This window comes from Streptomyces synnematoformans, assembly GCF_039531005.1.
Classification (GTDB): domain Bacteria; phylum Actinomycetota; class Actinomycetes; order Streptomycetales; family Streptomycetaceae; genus Streptomyces; species Streptomyces synnematoformans.
Map to the genome: position 1 here is coordinate 1 of NZ_BAAAPF010000227.1, position 11,941 is coordinate 11,941.

Genomic DNA, 11,941 nt, shown 5'->3' on the forward strand with positions numbered 1-11,941 from the left:
TCTTCCTCTCCGACGACGACGGCGGCGGGAGCAGCGGCACGGTGCAGGACGAACTGCCGTCGAACGCGCTGGAGCAGCTGTGGTCGACGCCGCTCACGGGCACCCACGTCGCCAGCGGCGACGCGAGCAGCCTGCCCGGCCTGTGGCCGGCCGGCGGCCACGTCGTCTACGGCGACGAGCGCGGCGGCATGCGCGCGTACGACGTGCGGTCCGGCAAGGAGACGTGGCGGGTGAAGAAGCCGAAGCACGCCGGCGAGCTGTGCGCCATGTCCCGCACCATCAGCCCCGGCGGCATCGGCGCGGTGGCCTTCGACGCCGGCGGCGACGACTGCGCGTACCTCGCGGCGGTCGAGGTCGACACCGGCACGCTGCTGTGGCACCAGAACCTCGCCGGGGACGTCAGCACCTCCAACCCCGTCCTGACCGTCAACGACGACACGATCAGCACCAACATCGGCATGTACGTCAACAACTGGACGGCCAAGGGCGGCGCCCCCGGGCTGGACTTCACCTCCCGCGGCCAGGACTGCGACTCCACCCTCGTCCTCGGCGACGACCACGCCGTCGGCAGCAGCGAGTGCACGGACGTCTCCCCCCGCCACCAGCTCAGCGTCCTCGACACCCGCCACGGCGGCGAGCCGTGGCGGTTCCCCGGCGTCGAGCTGCAGGCCCAGCGCATCCTCGGCGAGGACCCGCTGACCGTGCTCCTCCAGGACGACGACGAGAACCGGTTCGTGCAGTCCTTCTCCGACGACGGCGAGCAGGGCAAGCTCATCCCGCTCACCGGCGAGAAGGCCGAGCTGCAGTTCGAGGCGGACCACACCTTCGTCACCGAGGACGGGGTGCTCGTCACCGAGTACGGCGACAACGTCCACTTCGCCGCCGTGGACCTCACGTCGGGCAAGCTGCTGTGGAACACGCCGAAGAGCGCCTATCTCCAGATGATCGGCTACGACGGCACCGACGGCCGGCTGATCGCCGCCGCGAAGCCCCAGGAGGGCTTCCACCTGGAGCTGACGGAGTACGACGTGCGCAGCGGCGAGACCACGGTGATCGGTGCGCTGGCGGTCAAGGGCCAGTCGATGGGTTCGCCCTCCACGGCCACGTTCGCCTGGGACGGCAGCACCGTCTACATGGTCTCCGACAACGCCAAGGGCCGGGCGGTGCTGCGCGCGTTCCGCGGCAACGCCTGACCGGCCGGCGACCGGGCTGCGGCCGGGCGGCACACCCGCGGGTGCGCGCGGCGGGCGCAGGCCGGGGCCCCGGAGGGCGTCCCGGTCCGGGCCGGGACGCCCTCCGGGGCGGGGCGGGGACGGTTCGCGGCGGTCAGTGCTCGTGGTCCCCGGCCACGTTCTCCGGCGGGTTCGCCCCCGGGTGCCACTCGGGCGCGGCCTGGCCGTTGAGGTCCCAGACGACCTCGCCGGCGCGCACGGTCGTCTCGGCGACCAGCTTCCTGTTGCCGTCGACCCGCCAGCCGAAGCTGTCGACGAAGCCGAACCTGCCGCGCTCCAGGGAGAACACCGCGATGTCCGCGGGCGCGCCGGGCGACAGGTTGCCCAGCTCCGGCCGCTGGATGGTCCGGGCCGGCTTCCAGGTGGCCGCCTCGACGACGTCCTCCAGCGGCATGCCGAGCGTCAGGAACTTCGACATGACGTTGGACAGGTCCTTCATGCCGCTGTTCATGCTGGAGATGTGCAGGTCGGTGGAGATGACGTCGGGTGTGAAGCCCTCCTGCATCCCGGGCACCGCCACGTCCCAGGAGAAGCTGCCGCCGCCGTGGCCGACCTCGAACACGATGCCGCGGTCGCGGCCCTCGTGCATGGCCGGGTTGAGCCTGCCGTCCGCGCCCAGCTCGCCGCGGAGCCCGGAGAACATGTGCGCGTAGACGTCGCCCGGGCGCAGCTTCTCGGTGAGCAGTTGCGACAGCGGGCGCTCCGGGCTGTCCGCGCCGAAGTCGACCATGGCCGGGATGCCGGCCGCCTCGCCGGCCGCGACGGAGTTCTCGACCGGGTCCCACTCGGGGCCGTTGTAGTGCGCCGTCTTGATGCCGACGATGGTCTCCGGGAACTCCTTCGCCACCTTCGCCGCGGGCCCGGGCTCCATGTCCGACAGGTCCTGCTCGTACGGGTGGCCGGCCATGCCCTTGCCGACGATGTTCAGGAACGCCAGCACCCGGGTCTTGGACTTGTCGATGACCTCTTCCTTGAACTGCGCGAAGTTGCTCGCGCCCGACGAGCCGGTGTCCACGGCCGTGGTCACACCGGAGCGGAAGGTGAAGCCGTCGGGCGCCACGCCGTGCCAGCCGTTGGCGTAGTCCTGCTTCGGCCCCGGGAACAGGTGCGCGTGCATGTCGACCAGGCCGGGGGTGACGTACTCGCCGCGGGCCTCGACGGTCTTCTCCGCCCCGGAGGCGTCGATGTGCCGCGCCACCCGGGCGATCCTGCCGTCCTTGACGGCGACGTCGCGGACGCCGTCGATGCCGTTCTTCGGGTCGATGACGTGGCCCCGCCGGATGACGAGGTCGTACGCGGCCCCCTCGGCGTCCTTCCCCTCGGCCCGGGCGTCCGCGGGCGCCGAGGCGCTCACGGTGGTGGCGCCCAGGACGAGGGTCAGCGCCGCGGGGAGTACCGTCCGGGAAACTCGCGATCTCACGTGCATGCCGACTCGATTCCCCATCTCTGTGTCAGGTGGTGGTGGCGCGTGCGGTACGGACCGGTGCGGATCGTCAGATGACGGCGATGCAGTCGATCTCGACCAGGGAGTCGCCGGGGATGCCGGCGGCGGCCGCGATGGTGGTGCGCACGCCCGGCTCCGTGCCCCAGCGGCCGCGGAAGACCTCGTTCATCCCGTCGTAGTCGTCCAGGGTGTCGAGGTAGACGTTGACCTTGAGGACCTTCTCCATGGACGAGCCGACCGACTCCAGGTAGCGCTCGATCTCGCCCAGCACGTGGTCGGTGTGGGAGCGGATGTCGCCCTCGAAGTGCGCGCCGATGCCCGAGACGAAGACCATGTTCCCGTAGGTCACGATCGGGCTGAACAGCGGGTTCTCCGGCGGCTCGCCGCCGCCGGGGTAGTGGACCTCCTTGCGCGGCGGGCGGTGGTGGCCGTGGCCGTTGCCCCGGCCCTGCTCGCCGTCGCTGGCCACCGCCTGGCCGCAGGCGACCGCCGGCACGGCGGCCAGGTCGGCCACCGGCGCCGCCTTGCGGATGAAGTCCCTGCGGTTGGAGGACATGCCTGACTCCTTTGCGAATGTTCTGTGCATGACATCTGGAGGTCGGACGGGGCCCTGTGCGCCGGCCGGTGCCGGCCGGTGTGCGCCCGCGGTCAGGAGCGGGTCGCGGTCCAGGAGCCCTTGAGGTACTCGCCCATGTCGAGGTCGCCGCCCATCCGGTCGCCCTCGACGGTGCCGGTGAAGGTGTAGCTCAGCGCGTCGCCGTGCTCCTCGCCGTAGCGGCTGCGCACGGTCACCTCCGTGCCGCTGACGCTGCCGGAGGCGGAGCGGCTGACGAACTCGCCGGTGTGCGTGCCGGACAGCTGCGCGCCGTCCTGGCTCAGCCGCAGCCTGTGCGCGCTCGACGTGCCCGCGGCGTACGTGATCTCCACGGACCAGGTGCCGCTGACGTCCGCGGCCGGCGGCCTGGGCTTCTCCGGCGCCGGCGGCGGGTCGTGCAGCAGCCGGACCAGCTCGTCCGCGATGATCCGCCAGTCGCGGGGCTCCATCATGTACGGCGTGATGGAGACCCCGGTCTGGTCCGGGTCGGAGCCGCCGGTGGCGTTCAGCGCGATGCGCGGCTCGCCGTCCCACATCGCGTTCATGACGGTGGTGCCGGTGACCTCGTGCCGCTTCGCGCTCCACAGGATGCGCAGCGAGGGCGTCCGGTTGGACAGCCCCTCGGGCTGCCGGATCTCGGTGGTCACCCCGCGCACCGACGACACCCGGCGGGATATCTGCTTCAGCCAGTGCGTCCACTCGGCGTACTCGGCGTCGTGGTCGCGCCGGACCCACATCTCGACGGCCGCCAGCATGCCCATGGCCTCTTCCTTGCCGACCTTGAAGCCGCGCGCGTAGCCGTGGTGCGGGGCGCTGTGCACCCACGCGGCCCGGACGAGGTCCTCGCGGCCCAGGATCAGCCCGGCAGACTGCGGGCCCCGCATGCACTTGCCGCCGCTGTAGCCGACGAGGTCGGCGCCGCGCTGGACGTGCACGTTGGGGATGGTGAGGATCTCGGCGGCGGCGTCGACGAGCAGCGGCACGCCGGCCGGCTTGGTCACCGACGCGATCGTCTCGGTGTCCAGCTCGCTCTCGTCCACCCGCGGCCCGGCCATGATGTAGACCAGCGCGGTCTGCGGGCCGATCGCGGCCTGGAGTTCCTCCTTCGTCTCGACCTGGACGACCTTGAGGCCCACCGCGCTGATCGCGGCCTCGTACACGTTCCGCGAGTGCCGCGGGATGATCGCCTCGGTCTTCCGGAACCCGGTGAGGTCCGGGATGTTGACGTGCAGGTCGGGGTTGCCGCCGGCGGTGCACGCCGCCGCGGCGTGCGTCAGCCCCGCCGAACAGCCGGCGCTGACCAGCGCGAACTCCGTCTGGGTCAGCTCGCCGATGCGGCGGCCGACGGCGTCGGCCAGCTCGTCGAGCTGAACGTACTGCCGCGCCGCCGCGTCGATCGCGTCGCGTACCTCGGGCAGCATCAGCGAGCCGCTGAGCACGGTGTACGTGCCCCGCGCGTTGATCAGCGGACGGACGCCGATGCGGCCGTAGACGTCCTTGGGACGGCCCTTGCCGGGGTGCGCGGCGGACGGCGCCCCGGGCGCGGCCGCGAGCGCCTCACCCGCCAGCAGCGGACCCAGGGCGAGTGCTCCCCCGGCCGCCGCGCCTCTTCCGAGCATGGTGCGACGAGAAAGTGCCTCAGCAGGCATACCGGCCCCCTGTTACCTCGTATGTTGTGGTGGGGTAGACGTTAGAAAGATCGTGAGGCGGCGTTAAGGCCCTCTTTTCGATGCCGCTATTCGGAACCCGGATCCTCCCCAGTCAGCCGCGACGTGGGCTGCTGACGACGATCAGCCGGGCGCCCCGCCGCGCCGCCCGCCGCCCTCCGGCCCGGCGAGACCCAGATCACATGTGCACGGCCATTGACGGCCGGATGACGCGAGAGCACCATACGTAAACGTTTCCAGCGGCTGTAAACCTTTACAGGAACGCCCTGTTGGGCCGGCCGCTCACGCAACGCGAAGGGGCGAGTGCGATGTCCTCCGGGGGACCACCCACGATCGTGTCGATCGCCGAGCGCGCCGGGGTGTCCATCGCCTCCGTCTCCCGCGTCCTCAACGGCCTCGGCGCCCGCCCCGAGACCGAGGACCGGGTCCGCCGCGCCGCGACCGAACTCGGCTACGTGCCCAACGCGGTGGCCCGCTCCCTCAAGGGCGGCCACACCCGCCAGCTGACCTTCGCCGTCCCGGACATCGGCAACCCCGTCTACGTCGCCATGGTCCGCGAGATCCAGGCCGTCGCGAAGGCCGCCGGCTACCGCCTGCTGCTGCACTCCACCGACGCGGACGTCGCCGAGGAACTCGGCGTCGTGCGCAGCCTCGCCGACCGCACCAGCGACGGCCTCGTCCTCGTCCCCATCCGCATCACCCCGGAGCACGTCGAGGCGCTGACCGCCGCGCCCGGGCCCGTCGTCGTCATCGGCTCGCTGCCCGATGGCGTGCCCGTCGACGCCGTCCAGGCCGACTCCGTCACCGGCGCCGCGCTGGCCGTACACCACCTCGTCCAGGCCGGCCGCCGGCGCATCGCCTTCGTCAACGGCCCCGTGGACACCGTCCCCGGCGGCAACCGGGCCCGCGGCTACCGCGGCGCGCTGGCCGCCTGCGGCCTCCCGTACGACCCGGGCCTGGTCACCGCCACCGACTTCGGCGTCGGCGCCGGCGCCCGCGCCGTGGCCCGGCTGCTCGACGCCCGCCCCGGTCTGGACGCCGTGTTCTGCGCCAACGACCAGCTCGCCATCGGCGCCGTCCAGGCGCTGCACGCCCGCGGCTGGCGCATACCCGAGGACGCCGCCGTCGCCGGCATGGACGACAGCGACCTGGCCGTCGCCGCCTGGCCGCCGCTGACCAGCGTCGACCTCGGCGCCGGCGAACGCGGCCGGCGCGCCGCCCGGATGCTCCTCGAACGGCTCGGGCCGGGGGACGGCGAGCCCGTCCCCGCCCGCCGCACCACCGCCGCGCCGCGGCTCGTCGTGCGCGGCTCCACCTCCCCGGGCGCCGCGCCCGCGGGCTCCGACGAGCAGGAAGGCGCGAGGTCCGCATGAGCGTTGCCGCTCCACCACCGAAGGCCGCCGGCCGAGGCACCCCACCACCGCGCACGGCACGCGCCCGGAAGGCCGCCCTCGGCCTCGACGGCGGCACCTGGTTCCTGCTGCTGCCGGCGCTCATACCCATCCTGGTGCTGAGCGTCGGCCCGTTGCTGTACGGCGTGTCGCTGGCGTTCACCGACGCGCAGGCCGGCCGCACCGAGCCCACCGAGTTCGTCGGCCTGGCGAACCTCGCCGACCTGCGGCACGACACCCTCTTCTGGGAGTCCTTCCGCATCGGCCTCGTCTGGGCCGTCAGCGTCACCGCGCTGCAGTTCGTGCTCGCCCTCGGCCTGGCCCTGCTGCTCAACCAGAACCTCCGCTTCCGCTGGTTCGCGCGCACCCTCGCGCTCGTGCCGTGGGCGATGCCCGAGGTCGTGGTCGGCATCATGTGGCGGCTGGTCTACCACCAGGACGCCGGCATCCTGAACGAGACGCTGAGCCGGCTCCACCTCATCGACGACAACGTCGGCTGGCTCACCAGCCTCTCGCTCGCCCTGCCCGCCGTCATCGCCGTCGGCGTCTGGGCCGGCCTGCCGCAGACCACGGTGGTCCTGCTCGCCGGGCTGCAGAACGTCCCGTACGAGCTGAAGGAGGCCGCCGCCCTCGACGGCGCCGGCCTCTGGCGCCGCTTCACGACCGTGACCTGGCCCGCGATCAAGCCGGTGGTGATCGCGATCACCGCGCTCAACTTCATCTGGAACTTCAACTCGTTCAGCCTGGTCTTCGTCCTCACCCAGGGCGGCCCGGGCGGCGAGACCCGGCTGCCCATGCTCTTCGCGTACGAAGAGGCCTTCGCCTACGGCCAGTACGGCTACGCGGCCGCCATGGGGCTGGCGATGATCGCGGTCGTCGCGGTGTTCCTCACCCTGTTCCTGCGCCGGCGACTGAAGGAGGAGGCCGGCTGATGAGCGGTCCCACGAGCCTGCGCACCAGACGCGCCGCCGGCCGCACCGGGCAGTACCTCGCCCTGCTGGCCTACCTGGTCTTCCTCGCCTTCCCGCTGGTGTGGCTGGTCTCCACGGCCTTCAAGTCACCGCAGGAGCTGGGGAGGATCGACCCCACCTGGATCCCCCAGGACCCCACCCTGGAGAACTTCCGCGCCGCCTTCGACGCCCAGCCGCTGCTGCGGTCGGCCGGCAACAGCCTGCTCGTGGCCGGCAGCGCCGCGCTCATCGCCGTCGCCCTCGCGGTGCCCGCCGCGTACGCGATGGTGCGGAAGCGCTCGAAGATCACCACGGCGGCCACCGGCTGGATCCTGGTCAGCCAGATGTTCCCGTTCGTGCTCATCATCATCCCGCTCTTCATGCTGCTCAAGGAAGCGCGGATGATCGACTCGCTGGCCGGGCTCGTCCTCGTCTACGTGGTGTGGAACCTGCCCTTCTCGCTCTGGATGCTCCAGGGCTACGTCAAGGCGGTGCCCGTCTCGCTGGAGGAGGCCGCCGCCGTGGACGGCGCGGGACGGCTGCGCACCCTCGTCAGCGTGGTGCTCCCGCTGCTCACCCCCGGCCTGGTGGCGACGCTGATGTTCTCCTTCGTCACCGCCTGGAACGAGTTCTTCTTCGCCCTCGTGCTGCTCAAGTCCCCGGAGAATCAGACGATGTCGGTCATCCTCACCCAGTTCCTGGGGGCGGAGGGCGTGGTGGACCTCGGTCCGCTCGCCGCGGCCGCCACCCTCGCCACCATCCCCAGCCTGCTGTTCTTCGCGCTGCTCCAGCGCCGGCTGGTCAGCGGGATGCTCGCCGGGGCGGTGAAGGGATGAGGCCCGTGACGCGCTTCCGCCGCGCTTCCGCCGCGGCCGCCCTGAGCCTGGCGCTGCTGGCCGGGCTGGCCGGCTGCGGCGACGACGGCGGCTCCGACGACGGCACCGTGACCCTCGACTTCCTGAGCCTCGCCTGGCAGAAGGAGTCCGTCGAGGCCAACAAGCGGCTCGTCGCCGAGTGGAACGAGGAGCACCCGGACGTCCAGGTCCGCTACGTGCAGGGCATCTGGGACACCGTGCACGACCAGCTGCTGACCTCCTTCGAGGGCGGCGAGGCCCCCGACATCATCCACGACGCCGCCGACGACCTCACCGACTTCGCCTACGGCGGCTACCTCGCCGACCTCACCGACCTGCTGCCGGCGTCACTGCGCGCCGACATCCCGGAGCAGTCGTGGCGGACCACCACCATGAACGGCGGCATCTACGGCGTCCCCTTCCTCCAGGAGCCGCGGATGATGTTCGCCAACACCGACCTGCTCCGCGAGTCGGGGGTGCGGATCCCGACCCCGGCGGACCCCTGGAGCTGGCGGGAGTTCGAGGAGGTGGCCAAGGAGCTGACCGCCGACACCGACGGGGATGGCGGGACCGACCGGTACGGCGTCGCGTGGGGGATGAAGGAGCCCGTCAGCCAGTCGGTGAACCTCTCGCTCTCCACCGGCGGCGGGCTGTTCTCCCGGGAGCAGACCGACGACGGCCCGAAGAACCGCGTCGGCTACGGCCCCCGCGACTCCGCCGTCGCCGAGACCATCGACCGCCAGGTCAACGAGGACCACACCGCCCCGCGCAGCAGCCTGGGCATGTCCGGCTCCGACACGCTGCCGGGCTTCTTCGCGGGGCGGTACGCGATGGTGCCGCTCAACTTCTCGTACCGCCAGCTGATCACCCAGCAGGCGCCGGACGGCTTCGCGTGGTCGGTGCTGCCCATGCCCGCGGGCGACGGGCCCGCCGGCGGGCTCGCCCAGGGCGTCAGCCCGCAGACCCTGTCCGTGGCCGAGGACAGCGACCACCGGCAGGCGGCGGCCGACTTCATCGCCTTCATGACCCGCCCGGAGCACATGGCCGAACTGGCCGCGGGCGACTGGATGCTGCCCACCGGCCGGGAGGCGCTCAAGGATCCGGCGCTGAACACCGAGGAATACGGGTGGCGCACGGGCGTGCAGGTGGCCCGCTCGCTGCGGCCCGCACCGGTGCTCGGGGTGCGGGGGTACCGCGAGTGGTCGGACAAGATCGCCACCCCGGCGTTCCAGCGGTACTTCAACGGCGACACCGACCTGGACGAGCTGCGCGAGTCGCTGGTCGAGGACGGCAACCTCGTGCTCGACCGGTACCAGCGGTGACGGCGGCGGCCGGGGAGGGCGCACGAGCAGGCACAGGACCAGTACGAGCAGGCGCACGAGGAGAGAGCACGATCAGCACGATGAGCACCGTACGATGAGCGCCGGAGCCGGCCTCGAACCGCCCGTCCACCCCGCCTCCGCCCCCGCCGCCCCCGTCCGCCTGCGCGCCCTGGGCCGCACCGCCGCGCAGGCGGCCCCGACGGCCCGCGACCGGGCCCGCGGCGCCATGCTCGGCCTCGCCGTCGCCGACGCCCTCGGCGCGCCGGTCGAGAACCTGAAGCCCTCCCAGATCCGCGAGCGCTGGGGCCGCATCGAGGACTTCGTGGCCGCCGCCCCGGCGGGCACGGACGACACCGAGTACGCCATCTTCTCCGGGCTGCTGCTCGCCGAGCACGGCGCGCGCCTCAGCCTCGCGCATGTGGAGCATGCGTGGCACGAGCGGATCGCCGACCTCGACGAAGGTCCCTTCCGCGGCGCCGGGTTCAGCGAGCGCGGCACCCTGGAGAACCTGCGCCGCGGCCTCGCCGCGCCGATCACCGCGCAGCACCGGCACGCCTGGAGCGACGGACTCGCCATGCGCGCCGCGCCGTTCGGCGTCTTCGCCGCCGGCCGCCCGGCGGAGGCGGCGCGGCTCGTCGCCGTCGACGGCACCGTCAGCCACGAGGGCGAGGGCATCTACGGCGGCCAGGCCGTCGCCGCCGGGGTGGCCGCCGCGATGGCCGGCGACTCCCCGGACGTCGTCGTGCAGGCCGCCCTGTCCGTCATCCCCGAGGACTCCTGGACCTCGCGCTCCCTGCAGCGCGCGGTCTCCGCCGGCCGGCGCGCGCGCCGCGCCCCCGGCGCCACGCCGCTGAGCGTCGAACGCGCGGTCCGCTCCTCGGTCGTCATCGGCGGCTACCCGTGGTCCGACCTGGCGCCGGAGGCCGTCGGGCTCGCGCTCGGCGCCTTCGCCGCCGCCCGTGGCGACTTCGCGGACTCCGTCCTCACCGCCGTCAACATGGGCCGCGACGCCGACACCACCGCCGCCGTCGCCGGCGCGCTGGCGGGCGCGCTGCGCGGCGAGTCCGCGATCCCCGCCGGCTGGGCCGCGGCCATACGTCCGGTGCGTGGCACGTGCCTGCCGTCCATGGCGGGCCATCACGTCCTGGACGTTGCGGACCGGCTTGCGGCCGCCGCCGACGAGGAGGTCGCCTCTTGACTTCTCCCCCAGCCGGAGCAGGGGGATTCTTCCCTCACGGGTTGAGCTTTCTGCTTCGCGGCCCGTTGCCGACCCGAACTAACGGCCAGGGTTGGTGTGCCAACCATCGGTCCTACACAGGCTCCACAGACCTGACTTCCCGCCAGCCCGGCGGTAGACCCGACCGGCCGGTTATGGCGGTACGGGCAGTAATGACTCTATCACCCGACCAGCCCGACTCACGGAGGAGTCCCGATGAGCGCCCTGACGGAAGGAACCAGCCTGCGGCGCGTGGAGGGGCTGCTCCTCGGCATCGCCGCCGGCGACGCCGCCGGCTGGCCCGCCGGCCGGCACCGGGCCGCCCGGATGCCCGAGTGGACCCGCCGGCTCACCCGCGAGCTGGACACCTTCGCGGAGCAGAACGCCACCACCACCCTCCCGGTGCCCATCGCGCTGAACCAGCCGCCCGAGCCGCTGCGCCTGGGCCCGTCCGACGACGCGGAGTGGGCCGCGTTCACCGCGTACGCCGTGCTCTCCGCCGGCAGCGGACTGCACACCGACCTCACCTCCGACCGGCGGGTCCGCTCCGCGCTCACCCTCGCCTGGAGCGCGCTCGCCGACGAGGTCGCCGCCGCCGCCGAGCGCGCCGACGAGATCGAGTCCGCGGACATCCCGCTGCGCGCCCGTATCTCCGTACGGGCCGGGCTCGGCAACCTCGCCGCGGGCCTGCGCCCGCCCGCCACCGGCCACGACAACCCGCACTACTTCGACGACGCCGCCTGCGTCCGGGCCGCCGTGCGCGCCGCCGTCCCCCCCGGCGCCCCGGAACGCGCCGCCGACCTGGCCGAGTTCGACGCCCGCTACACCCAGGACGGCGACGGCGTGCACGGCGCCCACGCCACCGCCGCCGCCGGCGCCGCGGCCCTCGGCGGCCGGCCCGTCGACGCCTGCGTGGACGCCGCGCTCGCCCAGCTCCCGCAGGGCACCGAGATCCTGCGCAACGCCGAACGCGCCGTGCAGCTCGGCCGCACCGCCGTCGCCACCCGGCCGGGGCTGCCCGGCAACGCCTTCGCCCTCGTGCCCGTGCTGGAGCACGAGATCGTCGACCACGTCTACAGCTACGGCATCGCCGCCGCCGAGACCGTGCCCGTCGCCCTCGCCGTCGCCACCGCCGCCGCCGGCGCCATCTCCGAGGCCGTCCCCGCCGCCGCGTGCCTGGCGCGCGTGGCCGACTCCGCGCCGGCGCTGGCCGGCGCGCTGGCCGGGTTCGGCGCGATGCTGAAGGTGTGGCCGGTGCTGCTGCCCCTCG

Annotated in this window: 10 protein-coding genes; 7 read left to right on the plus strand and 3 right to left on the minus strand. The window is 73.2% G+C overall.

What is annotated here, in order from left to right:
- Nucleotides 1-1,193 (plus strand): outer membrane protein assembly factor BamB family protein (locus tag ABD317_RS26405; RefSeq protein WP_344292639.1); only part of this gene is annotated, 1,193 nt, incomplete at its 5' end.
- A 133-nt stretch (nt 1,194-1,326) separates the two neighbouring features.
- Here ABD317_RS26405 and ABD317_RS26410 read toward each other — a convergent pair.
- From ABD317_RS26410 to ABD317_RS26420, 3 genes are all read right to left on the minus strand, one after another.
- A complete protein-coding gene (locus ABD317_RS26410; RefSeq protein WP_344292641.1) occupies nt 1,327-2,658 on the minus strand; it encodes an amidohydrolase/deacetylase family metallohydrolase in 1,332 nt (443 codons plus the stop codon).
- Between the two features lie 67 nt (nt 2,659-2,725).
- On the minus strand, nt 2,726-3,232 hold the full coding sequence (locus tag ABD317_RS26415) for a RidA family protein (RefSeq protein ID WP_344292643.1): 507 nt from the start codon (nt 3,230-3,232) through the stop codon (nt 2,726-2,728).
- 92 nt (nt 3,233-3,324) lie between these two features.
- Nucleotides 3,325-4,890 carry an aminotransferase class V-fold PLP-dependent enzyme gene (locus ABD317_RS26420; RefSeq protein ID WP_344292645.1) on the minus strand — a complete coding sequence of 522 codons (1,566 nt, stop codon included), beginning with the start codon at nt 4,888-4,890 and terminating at the stop codon, nt 3,325-3,327.
- 356 nt (nt 4,891-5,246) lie between these two features.
- On the opposite strand from ABD317_RS26420, the gene ABD317_RS26425 reads away from it, so the two are divergent.
- From ABD317_RS26425 to ABD317_RS26450, 6 genes are all read left to right on the plus strand, one after another.
- Entirely contained in the window at nt 5,247-6,311 is a 1,065-nt protein-coding gene (locus ABD317_RS26425) for a LacI family DNA-binding transcriptional regulator (protein WP_344292647.1), read from the plus strand.
- Nucleotides 6,308-7,261: a carbohydrate ABC transporter permease gene (locus tag ABD317_RS26430; RefSeq protein WP_344292649.1), complete on the plus strand. Its 954-nt coding sequence runs from the start codon at nt 6,308-6,310 to the stop codon at nt 7,259-7,261. The genes ABD317_RS26425 and ABD317_RS26430 overlap by 4 nt, the downstream gene beginning before the upstream one ends.
- Nucleotides 7,261-8,115 carry a carbohydrate ABC transporter permease gene (locus tag ABD317_RS26435; RefSeq protein ID WP_344292651.1) on the plus strand — a complete coding sequence of 285 codons (855 nt, stop codon included), beginning with the start codon at nt 7,261-7,263 and terminating at the stop codon, nt 8,113-8,115. The genes ABD317_RS26430 and ABD317_RS26435 overlap by 1 nt, the downstream gene beginning before the upstream one ends.
- Nucleotides 8,112-9,455, plus strand: a complete 1,344-nt coding sequence (locus tag ABD317_RS26440) for an ABC transporter substrate-binding protein (protein ID WP_344292653.1) — start codon at nt 8,112-8,114, stop codon at nt 9,453-9,455. The genes ABD317_RS26435 and ABD317_RS26440 overlap by 4 nt, the downstream gene beginning before the upstream one ends.
- A 94-nt stretch (nt 9,456-9,549) precedes the next feature.
- Complete coding sequence (locus ABD317_RS26445; RefSeq protein ID WP_344292655.1) at nt 9,550-10,653, plus strand: ADP-ribosylglycohydrolase family protein; 1,104 nt, start codon at nt 9,550-9,552, stop codon at nt 10,651-10,653.
- Nucleotides 10,654-10,887: 234 nt separating this feature from the next.
- On the plus strand, nt 10,888-11,941 hold a 1,054-nt coding region (locus ABD317_RS26450; protein WP_344292657.1), incomplete at its 3' end, for an ADP-ribosylglycohydrolase family protein.